At 41.6% G+C, this 16,364-nt stretch carries 12 protein-coding genes and 1 pseudogene; 9 read left to right on the forward strand and 4 right to left on the reverse strand.

Going from position 1 to position 16,364, the window contains the following annotated elements; all coding sequences use genetic code 11:
* Position 1 precedes the first annotated feature (1 nt).
* The 5 genes and pseudogenes from P7F88_RS04095 to P7F88_RS04110 all read left to right on the forward strand — a co-directional run bounded on the left by P7F88_RS04095 (position 2) and on the right by P7F88_RS04110 (position 4,733).
* Entirely contained in the window at positions 2–907 is a 906-nt protein-coding gene (locus P7F88_RS04095; RefSeq protein ID WP_277822121.1) for a sugar phosphate isomerase/epimerase family protein, read from the forward strand.
* Positions 908–1,589: 682 nt separating this feature from the next.
* Positions 1,590–1,823, forward strand: a pseudogene (locus P7F88_RS25755) (PAS domain-containing protein); the annotation flags it as partial.
* A gap of 47 nt (positions 1,824–1,870) precedes the next feature.
* Positions 1,871–2,851, forward strand: a complete 981-nt coding sequence (locus P7F88_RS04100; protein WP_277822123.1) for a methyl-accepting chemotaxis protein — start codon at positions 1,871–1,873, stop codon at positions 2,849–2,851.
* A gap of 47 nt (positions 2,852–2,898) precedes the next feature.
* Entirely contained in the window at positions 2,899–4,245 is a 1,347-nt protein-coding gene (locus P7F88_RS04105; RefSeq protein ID WP_277822125.1) for a PAS domain-containing sensor histidine kinase, read from the forward strand.
* A gap of 242 nt (positions 4,246–4,487) precedes the next feature.
* Entirely contained in the window at positions 4,488–4,733 is a 246-nt protein-coding gene (locus tag P7F88_RS04110) for a hypothetical protein (protein ID WP_277822127.1), read from the forward strand.
* Between the two features lie 666 nt (positions 4,734–5,399).
* Here the strand turns inward: P7F88_RS04110 and P7F88_RS04115 are convergent.
* Positions 5,400–7,568, reverse strand: coding sequence for a cellulase family glycosylhydrolase (locus P7F88_RS04115; protein WP_277822128.1), 2,169 nt, complete (start codon positions 7,566–7,568; stop codon positions 5,400–5,402).
* Positions 7,569–7,729: 161 nt separating this feature from the next.
* Positions 7,730–9,742, reverse strand: coding sequence for a cellulase family glycosylhydrolase (locus P7F88_RS04120; protein ID WP_277822130.1), 2,013 nt, complete (start codon positions 9,740–9,742; stop codon positions 7,730–7,732).
* 378 nt (positions 9,743–10,120) lie between these two features.
* On the opposite strand from P7F88_RS04120, the gene P7F88_RS04125 reads away from it, so the two are divergent.
* Both P7F88_RS04125 and P7F88_RS04130 read left to right on the forward strand, forming a co-directional pair.
* Positions 10,121–11,398, forward strand: a complete 1,278-nt coding sequence (locus P7F88_RS04125; RefSeq protein WP_277822132.1) for an ABC transporter substrate-binding protein — start codon at positions 10,121–10,123, stop codon at positions 11,396–11,398.
* A 303-nt stretch (positions 11,399–11,701) separates the two neighbouring features.
* Positions 11,702–12,541, forward strand: a complete 840-nt coding sequence (locus P7F88_RS04130) for an AraC family transcriptional regulator (protein WP_277822134.1) — start codon at positions 11,702–11,704, stop codon at positions 12,539–12,541.
* Between the two features lie 22 nt (positions 12,542–12,563).
* On the opposite strand, the gene P7F88_RS04135 is transcribed toward P7F88_RS04130, so the two are convergent.
* Both P7F88_RS04135 and P7F88_RS04140 read right to left on the reverse strand, forming a co-directional pair.
* Positions 12,564–13,340: a PTS sugar transporter subunit IIA gene (locus tag P7F88_RS04135; protein WP_277822136.1), complete on the reverse strand. Its 777-nt coding sequence runs from the start codon at positions 13,338–13,340 to the stop codon at positions 12,564–12,566.
* Positions 13,341–13,346: 6 nt separating this feature from the next.
* Positions 13,347–13,649, reverse strand: coding sequence for a PTS fructose transporter subunit IIB (locus tag P7F88_RS04140; RefSeq protein WP_277822138.1), 303 nt, complete (start codon positions 13,647–13,649; stop codon positions 13,347–13,349).
* Between the two features lie 173 nt (positions 13,650–13,822).
* Here P7F88_RS04140 and P7F88_RS04145 point away from each other — a divergent pair, with 173 nt between their 5' ends.
* Both P7F88_RS04145 and P7F88_RS04150 read left to right on the forward strand, forming a co-directional pair.
* Positions 13,823–15,691, forward strand: a complete 1,869-nt coding sequence (locus P7F88_RS04145) for a fructose-specific PTS transporter subunit EIIC (protein ID WP_277822140.1) — start codon at positions 13,823–13,825, stop codon at positions 15,689–15,691.
* Between the two features lie 216 nt (positions 15,692–15,907).
* Positions 15,908–16,348 carry a PTS sugar transporter subunit IIA gene (locus tag P7F88_RS04150; RefSeq protein ID WP_277822142.1) on the forward strand — a complete coding sequence of 147 codons (441 nt, stop codon included), beginning with the start codon at positions 15,908–15,910 and terminating at the stop codon, positions 16,346–16,348.
* Positions 16,349–16,364: the final 16 nt, after the last annotated feature.

Consider the following 16,364-nt stretch of genomic DNA (forward strand, 5'->3'; position numbering starts at 1 on the left):
AATGAGCATGAAATCAAATATACAGCTCGGTATATCGCAGTGGAGTTTTCATCGTTCAATTCTCGGAAACAGCAGAGATAACTATGAACAGTACCTTGCGGAATTACATTCTGATAATCCAGATACTGTATTACGTGGTGATTTTGACCACATTCAGCTTTTAGACGCTGCCGAAGCGTTAGATGTAAAGGTTATTGACTTGGTCAATATACTATTTTACTCCAAAGTTGATGATGATTCCTGGCTTAAAGGCTGGAAAAAACAGGCAGAAGAGAGGCAGATCGAGTTCAACTGCCTTATGTGTGATGAGTTAGGAAATCTGGCGGCATCCGACCCGGAAGAGAGACATGTCGCCATAGAAAAACACCTACGCTGGTTAAAGGTTGCAGAAACACTGGGGTGCCGACTCTTTCGTGTTAATGCTTATGGAGATGGCAGCTATTTGCTACAGATGCATAATATGGCAAAAAGCATGCGGATACTGGCAGAGCGATCAGAACCTTTAGGGATTCAGATAGTGGTTGAAAATCACGGACACCCTTCTAGTAATGCAGCATGGTTGGCGATGTTAATCGAGGTAGTAGGTAAAAAGAATGTTGGGGTGTACTTGGATTTCGACAACTTTTTCATGGGAGGTTGGCATCACGAACCGAAAAGATTTTACGATCGAACTCAAGGATTGGAGGATTTAGCGCCATATACGCTTGGTGTCAGTGCTAAATCCTATGAGTTTTCCACGGCAGGGGAAGAGACCACAGTTGATTATCCTGAATGCGTAAAGATCCTAAGTGAGCACGGATTTGAAGGGGTCATAGCTGCGGAGTACGAAGGCGATGCACACAGCGAGATGGACGGGACTAAAAAGACGTTGGAGCTACTTAGAAAAATAGGCAAAATTTCTAGGTGATAAAAGTGAGTTGTGTGGCGAAGCCATACAACTTCTTGTTCTGTTGCTGACAATCGGGGTAATACTCGGAAAATCGATGGGTTTGCGACCGTTCTATTCTTAGTTGCCAAGGCCGGATTTCATGGATGGGTTTCTAACCAGAGTCGAGATATATGCGAATGCCGATGAGATGTAAGTTTATGCTGAAGCATCAAAAAACATATCAAGAGTAAGAAGAAATTGCCCAAATAACAACTCAAGCATATGATTTGGTGCAGCAAAATGTATCAGGTAGCAACGATGCGTTTGAGGCTTCGACTGAGTTAGCAGAACTGGCTGAGAACCAAAAAAGTGAACTGGATGTATTTAGATGTAACTGATAAAAAGCACAGTACTCGAGTCAGCGACTACAAATTTGGTCAGTTCATTAATCCGGCATCTGTATTTTGTCTTTATTTTCTCAATATGAAGGTAAGGTCATCCTGCTATAGCTATCAAATAAACCCTTAAAACGTTTTCAAAAGTATTGAGGAAGAGGAAACAATCATGAGTTAGCAAAGCTTTATTAATGGAACTATCATCATAATATCCTACGCTTTAATGAAGCATTTTTGTGAGCGAATAGCATGACAGTGGGGAAAGCATGAACACGTATTATCGTATCGCATTAGGGTTAACTCTTGTTTCTATTTTGGCAGCGCTGATGTTAGGGGTGCAGGATTTTAGGGTGTTAGTTGTGGGCGTTCTGCTTGTTGGGGTATTGGCTCTCCAGATTATTTTAAACCGCCAGGTCCTTGAGCGGTTTAATTTTTACGAGCAAATCATCGATTCAATACCCAACCCCTTGTCGGTCACAGATATGGACATGAAGTGGACGTTTGTCAACAGAGCCGCGACTGAGCCACTTGGCGTCACCAGAGAGGATGTTCTTGGGCAACACTGTTCGAACTGGGGGCAAACATCTGCAACACCGAAGATTGTGGTGTGCACTGTTTACGAAAGGGGCAACCGACGACAGCGTTTCATCAATGGGATAAAGATTTTCGTGTCGATACGTGTTATATCCATGGTTTGGATGGTAACCCCATCGGACATGTGGAATACGTTCAGGAGGTTTCTGAGAAAGTGGCATTGGTGAGGGTGTATAACGACGTGGATGCCATCAGTGAAAACCTTTCGACTGGTGCAAACAACCTCAATGATGCTAGTCATGCGCTGACTGTCGGTTCCACTCAGCAAGCCGCCTCCATTACTCAGATTGGTAGTTCTCTCAACGAAATTCTTACTCAGGCCAACGACAATGCAGAGAGGGCTTCCAGAGCCACCCACACTTCCTTAGAGGCGCAGCGAGCGGCCACCACGGCTTCTGATGAAATCAGAGAGCTTGAGCATGCAATGCAGGAGATTAATCGTTCAAGCGACTCCATTCGAGAAATCATTGATGTGATTAACGACATTGCCTCGCAAACCAACCTGTTGGCGCTCAATGCCTCCATTGAGGCCGCCAGAGCGGGGGAGATGGGACGCGGATTTGCGGTGGTGGCCGATGAGGTAAGAAAACTGGCCGAGCGAAGCACGACGGCGGCCAGCGAATCGGCGCAATACATTCAGACCTCGATAGAAAACGTGGAGAAAGGCAACGCCATCTCGCAGCAGTGCGTCAGTGCTCTGGGGGAAATCATTGAGCATGTCACGGCGATATCTGACACCATTGAGGAGATTGACAACGCCTCGCAGAGCCAGGCGACAGGACTCAGTCAGGTCAATCAGGGTATGTCTGAAATTGACGAAGTGGTGCACTCGACAGCGGCCTCTGCTGAGGAAACCTCGCTGTCTGCGGTCGAGCTCAACGAATTGTCTCATAAGCTGCAAGCACAATTGGAGAACATGAGAAAGATAGAGGGGCTGATTGACGTACCTGATGATAAAGACGACCACGTAATTGAGGTTAAAAACGTTTCATAAGTTCAGGTTGACCAGTTTGTTGTGAGTAAGCAGGAGCTTTCGTTTTGATGAAAAAGACGCTCATTTCTTTCGTTGTTGTGCTGTTTGCGATTGCCTTAGGGGCAGGGTATTTGATGGCCTCCTCAGAAAAGTGGCTGCTTTATATCCTGCTTGCCTTATCTGCCCTCATTGCGTTGCTTATTGTCATTAAAAAAATCGATGATGACATTGAAGATAAGTATTTTTGGTACGAGCAGTTACTGGACGCGGTTCCAACACCGCTGTCGGTCACAGACATCAACATGAACTGGACATTCATCAACAAGCCTGTGGAGAATCTGTTTGATGAGCCTAAGCGAGACTTTATTGGTCGTCAGTGCAACAACTGGGGAGCTGCCATCTGTCAGACTGAAAAGTGTGGCGTATGGCGGCTAAGAAAGGGTGAGACCGAAACGTTTTTTTCTCAGTTCGACAGAGAGTTTCGAGTTGATACCAGTTATCTTTATAGCCGTAAGGGTGAAATAGTGGGACATGTAGAAGTGTGCTCCGATATTACAGCAATCAACGCTATGGTTAAGGCTGCGCAGTTTGAAAAAGAGAGCAAAAACAAGCTAGAAGAAGCTTATCAAGAGTTAAAGCAAACCCAGGAAACTTTACTTGAATCAGAAAAAATGGCTTCACTGGGGGGACTTGTGGCGGGGGTGTCACATGAGATCAATACACCTGTAGGTATCTGTGTTATGGCCTCATCTGTTGTTGAGGAGAGGATTCAACAGATAACTGCACTGGATGATAGTGCTAGCCACGAACGGGCTGAACTTATCGAAATGATTGCTGAATCCAACAAGTTAATCAGCGATAATTTGACTCGTACAGTCGAACTAGTAAAGAGCTTTAAGCAAGTAGCGGTTGATCAGAGTTCATTAGCTAAGTATCGATTTAAGGTTGAAGAGAACCTTCGTCACGCTCTGAACTCGCTCAAGCATGAGCTCAAGAAAAAGCAAGTATCGCTGGCGCTGAGCTGTTCTCCCGAGATAGAGATACACAGCTATCCTGGTGTGTTTACACAAATTTATACTAACCTTGTGCTCAACTCAATTATTCACGGCTTTGAAAATAAAGAAGAGGCCTGCAACATTGATGTCCACATAGAATGTGATGGTGAGTATCTTATCATCCACTACAGCGACAATGGAAAGGGTGTTCCTCCAGACATTTTGCCGAAAGTGTTTGAGCCATTTGTAACCACCAAGCGGGGGCAAGGCGGTTCTGGTCTTGGAACGTCGATAATCTATAATCTAGTGCGGCATAAGCTCAATGGTGAGATTCAATGTGTTAGCAAGCAAGGTAAAGGGTGTCGTTTCTACATACGTATTCCATTAAGAGAGGATATTGTTGTCGTGCAAGTGACGTAATGATTACTGTGCGTATTTCACGCTGTCTCATATGAGTACATAAACATCGTATCGATACCGTTATGATGCTTTAAAATAAGTAATAATAGAAAGGTGCGATATGAAATTAAGTTTCTTGCTTTCGGCAACTACAACGATAATGTTGGCAGTAGGTTGTAGCTCGACCTCTGAAAAGAATGTTTCACAAAATTAAAATGCAGTTTTAAGTAATAAATCTGCTTCGATTGAGACTCGTGTATTATATGAAAAATTACTACAAGGTAATGATCGAAACATTTAATAAACCTTATGCACTAACAGAGACTGGGCCTCGTTCAAACTGGAATCCAATTGGTCGTTGGTTACTTAAAACACCTTTTGATCTCGAACATCTTATTAATGAGATTGAAAAAGAAATGCCTAAAACAGCTTTTTTATTACCTGGAATACTGGTTTCGGCCTTGCGTGGAACCTTAAAGCTAAAGAAGCTTATGCTCACCCGTGGGTAGCAACGTTAGGAGGGTTTTGATTTGTTATTACCGAGGGGGAAATTATTCCTCCTTGTTTAAACTCTATTCATGAGTCATATTTCATTTTTTGAAGTTTATCCTTATATATGTTTAAAGTTGAACTAGACTTAGAGTGGTAACGATACGATTTGGCTATTGTTGCGCCTCTAAGTATATTTTTAATTAATATGATGAACGGAGTATTATATATTAGGTGTAAAAGGAAGTTGCTAACTTCATTAGTGATTACGACACAATGTTTGCCACCTGGATTTCAGTATAGACCAGAAACTCATTCCTTTGTGATGTAAAGTATAACCCTGTAATAACACCAGCATGTTGTTGACGTGCTAGTGCAAAAATTCTAGGCCATGTGTAGGGGTAAGGTTTTTACAATACCAGGTCCTACTCTAACTAAAGAATCATTTTGCTCGCAGCTTATAGGTGCGTATTCGAAGTGAGCGGAATAGGCGAGATAGTCTTTAGCGTAAGAGAAGTGACAAACGAACAAAAACAAAGCGTAAAGCAATCGCGTTGAAAATATTGTTTAGCCTGATGGATTTATCAATAAATGTAATTATAGCATCAGGCAGAAAATAAAAACGAAAGAAACCGAGAGCTGTTTATGCTCCCGGTATCTTTTCCAAGTTTAGTTCTGGGGGAAGGTTATGGGTTGATGACCACCTCATCGATATATACTTCACCATCAGTTATTGCGGTACCAGCTCCAGCGTAGATTTGTATGCCAAGCTCTTTAAGATCTGACAATGGCACCGTCCATGTGAACTCAGTCCAAGTATCGCTGCTCATGTTAACCCAGTCACCCTCTTGCCAGGCCCATCCATCGCCAGTTTTTGCAAAAGGCTTTCCGCCTGTAAAACCAGCGGCCGATACTTCTGGTGAAAGCTTTATTTGCGCACTAACAGAGCCAACGGTTGAGATAGATAGTTGTGATGTTGGGAACTTGATGTAAACACCATTTGCTCCGGCCGTCTCGGTAACGGTTGCCATGAGGGCTTTTGTTCCATCTGTGGCTTGTGAATCTATTACTGACAGGTTTCCTTTGGTTCCTCTATCGGTAGCTAGGTCGAAGCCAGCAGGAACTAAGTCATCTTCAAACGAGAATTGGTCACCTGATAGATCGGTATCTTCTTCGTCTTTAACATCTACTGGCGAGTTCCCCAGATATAGATTATCGATAAAGGCAGACGCATCAAGGGCAGCGCCGCCAGCATCTCCATAGATCTGAAAACCAAATTCATTAAGGTCAGAAATTTGGACTGCTGACGGTAGCGACCAGCTTACAAGTGTCCATTCTCCTGGAGTGACATTTACCCAGTTTCCTTCAGACCAGACGTAGTCTTTGTCCTTGGCATAGAGCTTCCCACCATTAACAGAAGATGTTGCCATATCTGCTGAAAACTTAACCCAAAGACTAACTTCTGAAATTTCTGTTGCTTCGAGGGTAGAAATTGGAAGCTGTAAGTAAAGTTTCTTTTCTCCTTCCGGCTCTTGAATTTTAACCTCAAGGGAGTTAATGCCTTGATAGGCTTCCGCAGTTGAAATCGATAGTGATGCACTGCCTCCTGTTTCAGAAACAGCCATAATTGAAGGGATATTACCGTCCTCAAAGTCAAATAAACCAGCGGATGGTGTTACTTGCTGATTGGCCGCTGCTGCAACACAGTTTAGGGTAGATTGTCTATACTGATTAGTCCACTGCCAACTAAAGGCACCTGCATAATTGTTGTCCATGAGACGGACACATAGTTCCTCTTCCCCAACGGCATTGCCAAAATATTCGAATGAGGCAGGTTTGTAAGCATTGTCATCAGCAAAGAATTCAGCGACAACTACAGGCTTATCAAGCTCCCAATAGCTAGCCTGGAAATAGAACGGTGACCATGCCCCATTTTTCCCCATGTCGTCATAATAGTGAGGGGAGTAAAAATCGAGGGCTGCGTTATTTCCCCCAAGGTTAATCATATTGGAGTCGGAATAGTAGTTTGTTCCACCGAAGCCGTCGGCGTTATACATCCCTATAGATTTTGGTCCAGTTGTAACAAGTACTTCTTTGCTCAAGTTGTCAGCGATATCATGGATCGCATTACTTAATACGGCTGTTGTAGTGTGAATATCATTTAAAGTGACGGGGTAGTTTGTTCCTAAGCCTTCTCTATCTATAAACCAAGATTCAGTCATGTTTTCAGGTTCATTGAAAAGGTCTATAGCAATTAAAGCAGGGTGACCAGCGATGCGAGTTAGAAGTGGGGTAAGGAAATTTTGTATATAGCTTTCTCTCATCGACTGGTCAGTAAGAAAACGGTAGTTTGAATTTATCACGTCCGTCACACCACCTTGCTTAATTGCAAGCATATCGAACGACCAAAGAGACAGCATGATATACATGTCTCTGTCGCTGGCGAGGTCAAGTGCGGTTTCTATGTCGTCGATAATAGCCTGCTGTTCAACTTCAGTTGCAACTTCTGTTCCATCAGGTGTCCAAACAGGGCTTTGTGTACCATTGGTGTGCAACCACCAACGGACAGAATTACCACCACTCTGTTTCACTTGGTCCAGAACCTGAGCAGTTCCATCTATATCAAGACCAGAACCAAAGTCCTTGGCGAAGTCCAACCAAGCTACATTGACTCCGTTGAGATAGATGTCTTTATTCTGATAGCGAATGTAATTAGTTGATGTGCCATTACCGCCTGGAGATTGATAACCATCGTCTTGAGTGTCTCTTGAGTTTTCTCCAGTACCGTCACCAATGTTGCAGCCAGATAAAATAACTGCGGTTAAAGCGACGGCTAATAGCTTCTTTCCCTTCATTATATATCCTCTTGATTTTTGCCACTGTATATCAATCATAACGTTACGATTGAAAGTGTTTGCTAATGAAATTTCACTTGTTGTTAGTTGGTTCGGAAGCAGGGAGAAGCTCAAACAAGGGTGTCTGAGCTTCATTCGGTTGTGATGCTAGTTGGTTTGGATTAATAAACTGGTTTGAGGAACTCAATATTATCCAGGTATACGGAACCATCTAGTGGTAACTTGTCTCCGACAACACAGATAAATACATCGGGTAGTTTGCCGTCGATGTTACCTAGGTTTATTTCGACATGTTGTTTGTAGAAATCTTTTCCGTTCATGGTCACTTTTTCAAGTTCGCTGACTTTTTGTCGGTGCTTGTCCGAGTCTAGTTTAACCCAGCCATCACCAAGAGCGGCATAAGGTCTGACACCACCCTTATCGCCCTCATTTACCGGTACGTAAAGGTCATAAGCGAGTTTGGCGTGTTGCGTAAATTTGTTGATTCGCATATTACGCATTTTTAGCTCTTCCCAGTCATTTTTACCGGACCAGACTAAGTTGAGTTTAAGCATTGGTGAGCCTAGGTCGGTACTGACTTCAATTGCAGGGTTCTTCCATGCAGCCTGCCATGTCCCTTCTTTTTCCCAACCTTGTGTATTGCCATCGCTAAAGTCGAAGAATGTACCACGTTCATAACCTTTAATTGGTCTGTCAAACGTTACACTAATCTTATCTGTGATGCGTTTTCCGTTATCCAATGTTGTTACCGTGATGAGCTTTTGTTCTCCGTAACCGATATTTTCGGTAATCAAGTCAGCCTCGTAGTAACCGTCGCCATCTGTGTCCAACATTTCGACATTTCCTGTCGGTGTTCTGAGGATGACGCTTTCAACATCGTGGTTGTAGTTCATCACATAGCTTTTGGCAGTGAAGCTATCGTCTGATACTTTCATTCCATCTACTGGGTAGGTGATATACGCTTTATCAGGTTTTTCGACACTTAAACCGCGCATTTCTTTAGAATGGCGTTTTAGAATTTGATTTGTACGACCACCATCGTTAATGATCCGGAAACCATCATAGTCTGGGTATAAGTTATCTGGCGAGCCTTGCTCATAACTCGTTAAAATCCAAAACATGCTGCCATCATAGCCATGTTCAAACGCAGTATTTGTCCATTTTTCGTAAATGAAGTCCCTGTTCTGTGGCTCGTTTGCCCCAATTCCGTATTCTTCGAGAACTACGGGTTTATTGGCTTTTTTTGCAGCTTTTGCATGATCAATCAACCACTGCGTACCCCACTGTTCCGCGTTGTGTTTCCCCCAGTGTTCCGGATATAAGTGAACTGTTCCATAGTTGATATTTGGAAGGGTGATGATGCGTTCCCAGTCGACACCTTCATTTCCGTTGTATGCCCAATCTTCATGCCCTGGACGGGTGAAAAAACCTTCTGTGCCCAGTGCAATGAGCTGTTTTGGTGCCAGGGTTCTTACGTACGAGCTCATTTCAGACGCCCAGTTGTAAAGCAACTCGCCTGACTTGTCCGATTGGGCTCGTGGTTCGTTACCTAGTTCCCAAGTCATGACCGTAGGATCTTCGTTTAGTGGTACTCCGGTATATGAGTTCGTGTGAGTTATCAGGTGACTGACAAACTGTTTATACGCATTCTTAATGTCTTCGTTACGATAGAAATCATCATGATGATCGCCGTTAAACCATTCCACATATTGAGGCATGCCACCAAAATCACCCCAATTATTGGTTAATACAACCACAACACGAATTCCGCGCTTTTGCGCTTCTGCAATAGTGAAGTCCAGCCGTTCCAAAGAGCTTTTCACACTGGTTGGTGGTTCAAAGTTTCCTGGTTCAGCTTGCATTGTGTGGTTGTGGCTAACACCTTCCATGAAGCCCCACACTCTAATAGCGTTAAGACCAAGCGACTGGGCATCATCAAGTACTGATGTGATCATGTCATTTGATTTGTAATGCATGTAGTAATTGTTAGTGCCGGAGAAACGAAATGGTACTCCATTCAAATAAAGTGATGTTCCTTCTTGTTTGACAAAATCACTCATCGAATCGTTAGTAATGAATGGTGTAGTTTGTGATGTTGAGTTTGTGCTTTGACATCCTACTACTGCAGCTGCAAATGAAGTGGCGATTGCTACCTTTATGAATTTATTGTTCATTTTTGATTGACCCCAAAGTGGTAAATTTCACGCGTTTATGTTGTAAGAAAATCCACATTTTATAAATGGCAACGTTATTATTTTGTGGTTCTGATCAATTTACGCGAATCTGTGTGATGCAAATCACAAAGTGTTGAAGGTGTTTTTGTGGAACCTGTTAAAGTTTAATTTATGTTCATATCTGCATGATATTAAAGAACTATATGTAATTATTTTAAAGTGTTAATGTTGATTTTAGTTGCTCTTTGAGTGATCCTATTCACGAAATTGTAACTTGCACATCGTTATTTTTAAATCGTAACGATATCATTGGTTGCGTTCGATATTTGCGATTAGTACTCATTCGATGCTTTTCCCTAACAGAATAAAGGAATAACGATGAAAAGATTTGTACCTACTCTGACCAAAACTCTACTAGCTTCATCAGTTTTAATTGGAGCGACTGGCATTGCACAGGCTGGTGTGATAGACGGAATTAATAAGAGTGAAGTAAAAGGAAGTATTACCTTTTATACAAACCGTACTGACTTAGTTCAGGCTGGCGTGTACGACCGTTACGAGAAAGAGTTTAAAGAGCTTTATCCTAATGTAGAAAATGTGAAAGTAGTGGCCTTTGCAGATTATCAAGGTGGTTTGCGTCCTCGTATGAATACTGGTGACTACGGTGATTTGGTGCTGATTCTTCCGTCAGTTCCTTCTGAACAATATCCAAACTTCTATGAGCCATTGAACGACATTTATTCGGAGGAAGAAGTATACTTTTTCGATGCATGGGAGAACGATGGAAAATCTTATGGTATTGCTATGGGTAATGCCGTTGAAGGTTTGGTATACAACAAAGATGTTCTAAAAAATGCCGGTGTAGAAGTGCCTATTAAATCACTGAGCGATTTCTATGCGGCGGCAGAAAAGATTAAAACCAAGGGGCAAATTCCACTTTACGTAAACTTTGGTGCTCAGTGGCCTCTTCAACAATGGGATAAATTTCCTATAGTTGTTGAAGGTAACGATAATGTCTATGAGAAAATGCTTGATCAAGACAAGCCATTTTCTGGAGACACTGCTTATAATAAGTCTTTGTCGGTTCTTAAGACGTTTATTGACAATGAATGGACAGAAAAAGATCTTATCACCAACTCATGGGAAGATTCTAAGAACTCAATTGCAAATGGACAAGCTGCAATGTACTACCTAGGAAACTGGGTTATTCCTCAAGTCATTGAGCGTGGTGCAGATCCGGAAAATATTGGTTTTATGCCAATTCCGTCTGACGACTCAGGAGTTTTAAAAGCGCAGATGAACCATGACTGGGGCTACGCGGTTAGCAAGCATTCTGAAAATAAAGAGACTGCAAAAGCTTATATGAAGTTCCTGCTTGAAGGTTCAGATTTTGATGAAATTGCTGGTTTTATACCAACAATTAAAACAAAACAACCTGCGCTCGCACAGTTGAACGAGTACATGAGCTATGAACCGAAAGTTATTCAATCACCAACCAATTCTTCAACGTTTATTGAGGTAACAAACCGTTCGAAAATTGATTTTTATTCTGGTGGCTATATCCAAGATGTGATTATGTCGGGAGATTTTGAAGGGGCTCTTGAAAAATTAGACTCCCGGTGGAACAGAGCGAAAAAGCGTGTAATGAAAAAATAGGGGGACGCGCGCAGGATTAGCTTGTTTCATTTTTGGCCGTTCTTTAGTTGGAACGGCCTTTTTTCGTATTTTAGCTTTATGTTTTGAAAAACTGGCCAAGTGAGTTCTAAACTAAAAATGGTTTTCTTGATGTTCTATCCAGATTCAAGAATATAGTTCTTTACTTTTGGAAACGTGTTAACTGGATAAATGTATCGATGACTAAAGTTTTGTAGCACGAAAATATAAGTGTGATTTATCCACTAGTACGAAACTTCACTTTAAATATATATTGGAACCAGTGGTTTTTAGAGATACACAAATATGATGTTTCATGATCTAGTTTCAGCAATATTAGAAGATCGGAGGCCCTCGCATAATATTTGGTTCGCTGGTGATTTTCATACTCCGGCACCATTTAGTTATCAGGTTAATTTTCCGCGCTTAGAGTTAGTTCTGGAAGGCTGCTATATCAATAAAATGGAGTCTTCGGAAAATCGTGTCACAAAAATTAACGCAACGGCGGGTGATGCTATTTTTATCCCACCTAACTGCTGGAACTACCCATACTGGAATACCGACTGTTCGGTTTTAAGTATATTGTTTGGTCGCCGCCAGCTAGGGTTAAGCCTAGTAAGCAAACGTAAAGATGAAAAGACTTTTTTTGATGTTCAAAAACATAGTATTCGTACCAACTCAGGGGCCGCTCTGGATAATGTTTTGATGGCCTTAAACTCACTTTCAAGTGAGCACGATAAAAAGCCTATGGATGAATTACTCCTACAAACATTGCTACAGTATTGCAAAAAGATGCTTGAGCACTCTGAAGAGCCTTCTCGTGATAGAGTGAGGGACCTATATCAACAAATTTGTGTCTATATTCAGGAGAATTACCACCACGCCATCAGCCGAGAAAACATTTCAGAACGTTTTAATATCTCTGCTAACCACCTTTCACGAATGTTTCGCCAACAAGGGCATATGACACTGGCTGACTATATAATATGGGTAAGAATTGATCGTGCGAAGTTTATGCTTAAGAAGTACAACTTCAAGTTAAGTGAAGTTGCGCATCGTTGTGGCTTTAAAGATGTGAACTATTTTTGTCGGGTATTTAAGAAACGTACTGGTCATACACCAACGGCGTATCGTAACTCGAACTAAAGAACTACCATCATCTAGGGGATTACTTAAAAAGAGTAGATGTTGCATGCATTAATATCGCTTGTAGATCGACGGGTTTTTTGGTTTTCACTAACCGCTCATTGGTTTCATCACTAAGTAAGTTTCGGGTGAGGTTAGTGATTGAGTTAAGCTGACTCATTGTTGGCTTTTGAGGAATTACAAGGCCGATTGCGATATTTACCCTGCCTAACTTTGATTCCCAATCCATGGACTTATCATTTGTAATTACAGCAATAGAAATCTGTTTTGTCTTTTCAAACATAACGTGTGGCAATGCAACGCCAGACGTCAAACAGGTAGGTGAAGACTTTTCTCTTGATAGGAATGCTGACAGTAGTTGTTCTGAATGTGAAGGGTTAATGAGTCGCGCTAATCCTCTCAGGCATTCATACTTAGTCAGTTCGGTTTGTGACTTTGCATAGTGCCAACGAATATCGGACCTCGTTTTGAGCTGGGGTAAACGTAAGCTAAGACTGTCTGAAAACCGGTAGCTGATTTCAGAACCAACCAACACATAATACTCTGCTATGAGATTCTTCATCACAAAGCATGTTAATTCTGCGTCTACTCCATTAGCTGTGATTTGACAAACATCGCCTCTTTGAAACACCGCCTGATATACGGATATAGCTTTGGATAACTCGGTACTACGATTCTGAGTGATATTGATAATGGAGATAGTACTCTTGAATTTCTTTGCAAGGCGAATCAAAGGCAAAGCTATGTATGTACTAGCATCAATATTCTCAACAATGAAGGTAATTTGGTGTTCTTCCATTGATGACTATTTTCTACAGTGTTTCAGAAATATTTTATCTACATTGAGCAGGATATCTTCGATGGTGAGGTGTATCACTTTTAACCCTTCAAAACGTTCAGAGTTCTCAATCTCAAGCTCTGAAACGATAAACACTAAGTCTGATTGTGCGATGTTTATGCTACTTAACCTATCCTCTATACCCATAGCCCCCTGAGTTTCGACCTTGATATGAACGTCGTGCCTCAATGCGGCTTTTTTGAGGGCATCTGCTGCCATATACGTATGTGCAATGCCTGTAGGGCACGCTGTGACTGCAACAACTTTCATTGGAGCTCTCTGTTTTTTGTTGAAATTGTATCACTAGTTTTGTGAAAGAAGAGGAACTGAGTCACACTTCATGTGGAGTGCTACATTAGTCCAGTTGTACGTAAAGTTTGTGCTATTCATCCGAAGGTAATTATTAACTAACCTATAATTATTCTGTAGTAAAGGGATGCAAAATGAATCTTTCACATTTGGTAGAACCCAATATCGTATGTTTAGCACTAGATGCCTTAACAAAGGATGACGTTTTTCTTGAGCTCTCAGGAATGCTAGAAAAAGCAGGTAAGCTAAACGATCAAGATAAATTTCTTTCGGATATCAAAAAGCGCGAAGAAATCGGTAATACAGGATTTGAAGATGGTATTGCGATACCTCATGCAAAAAGTGATTCGGTTTCTGAACCAGCAATCGCTATTGGAATAAGCCGTAAGGGTATCGCTTATGGCGTAGAAGACGGAGAGTTATCTTATGTGTTTTTTATGCTCGCATCTCCCGATAACGACGATATAAGGCATATTGAAGCATTAGCTCAGCTGTCGAAAAAAATTCTAGAACCCAGCTTTATCAATGAGCTGAAATCAGTAGCGACAGTTCAGGCAGCTATAGAAATCATAACTGCGGACAATGCCTGCTCTAAGAGGCAACCCAACGCTGACACCTATGATTTGCTTCTACAGACCCACAGTCCACTGAAGCAAAAACTCAGAAGATTCAAAGAGCACTTACTATTCGGTACGTCTCACATGATCCCGTTTATTGTAGTGGGAGGGGTCTTATTATCGATATCGATTATGGTATCCGGACAAGCGCAAGTCCCAAGAAACGGAATATTAGCAGATATAGCACAAATGGGTGTTGCTGGTCTGGCTCTGTTCACTGTTGTATTAGGGGGATTCATTGCTTTTTCCATCGCAGACAAACCGGGTTTTGCTCCTGGAATGATCGGCTCCTGGATCGCGGTTAATCATAATCAAACCGGCTTTATAGGTGCAATCTTTGTTGGTTTCTTTGCTGGTTTTATAATTCGAATGCTCAAGAAAATTCCTCTCAAAGAGAGCATGATCTCTCTTGGTTCTATCTTTATTTATCCTTTAGTCGGAACTTTCCTTACTTGTGGTTTTGTTATGTGGGGGATTGGGAAACCAATTGCTGAAGCAATGATAATGATGGACGAAGCACTTGCTGGGATGGCAGGCTCGGGCAAAGTCTTATTAGGTAGTGTGTTAGGCGCGATGACGGCGCTAGATATGGGAGGTCCAATAAATAAAGTTGCTACGCTGTTTGCTCAAACGCAAATCGGAACTCAGCCATGGTTAATGGGTGGGGTTGGAATTGCGATTTGTACTCCTCCTCTAGGTATGGCTCTCGCGACTTATTTAGCGCCTAGAAAGTTTAAAAGTGAAGAGCGTGAAGCTGGAAAAGCGGCAGGTCTGATGGGAATAATAGGTATTACAGAGGGCGCTATTCCATTTGCAACTTTAGATCCATTGCGAGTTCTACCTGCAATAGTTTCAGGCGCTATCGTTGGTAACGTGATCGGCTTTATGTATCACGTGATTAACCATGCGCCTTGGGGAGGCTGGATTGTACTGCCAGTGATTGATGGAAAATTGGGATATATTGTTGGTACTATCGCTGGCAGTCTAACTACGGCCATCATTGTCATTCTGTTGAAGAAGACCGTAAACGAAGAGTTTCCACAAGACAGTGAGGCGCCCTTTTCTTCCCTTGTTCATAAACATGGTGAGGCGGATATAGTTGCCATTACATCCTGTCCTTCAGGTGTATCTCATACCTTTCTTGCCGCACGAGCTCTAGAGAAAGCAGCCCAAAAGCATGGTATAAAAATCAAGGTAGAAACCCAGGGTGCAAACGGTATAAATAACCAGCTGACAGCCCTGGATATCGAAAAAGCTGAATTAGTGATTCTAGCCCATGATATAGGTATTAAAGGGTTAGAGCGATTTGAAAACATGCCAACTATCGATATAAGCACAAAAGAAGCGTTATATAACGCTGAAAAATTTGTAAAGCTAAAATCCTAAACCACTTCTTTTGTTTTTCCTCCTTATTAAATAATTCCTCCTCTCGATTCTGGGTAAAATTTATATGTCCACTAAATTTCACATGTGATAAATAAGTGATGTTCGTCACGTACAAATATGGGTGATACAAAAATGCTATTTCGGAAATAATATTGCTATTTTCATATTTATTAATCGGGATATAGTGAATAAGAATTTTATTAGAGTATAAGTGTCATGATTGGTAACATTGTAAATTTAAACTTAATTAAAACAGATTTATCGGCCAAAAATAAGGAAGAATTGTTTCAGGAGTTAGCTGGTCTTCTTTATGTGAATGATTCAATAACAAGCGTAGATGAGTTTTTGACGGATATTAAAATACGCGAGGAGTTAGGAGTTACTTCAACAGATGGAATTGCCTACCCACACGCTAAAAGCAAAGCAGTTATTAAGCCAGCAATTGCCGTAGGTGTAAAAAAAGACGGCTTAGAATATGGTGATGAAGACAATATTAAGCCCACTATATTTTTTATGATCGCATCGCCAGATGGCGGATCGGACCAACATATTTATATTCTTCAGGAACTTTTTGGAAAGTTCGGTGAGGAGTTTATTGAAAATATGCATAGCGCCCAAAATAAAACTCAGGTTTTAGACGTTTTATTGAATTCTTAACTAGGAGTATAACTAT

This window comes from Vibrio hannami (assembly GCF_029589055.1).
GTDB lineage: Bacteria > Pseudomonadota > Gammaproteobacteria > Enterobacterales > Vibrionaceae > Vibrio > Vibrio hannami.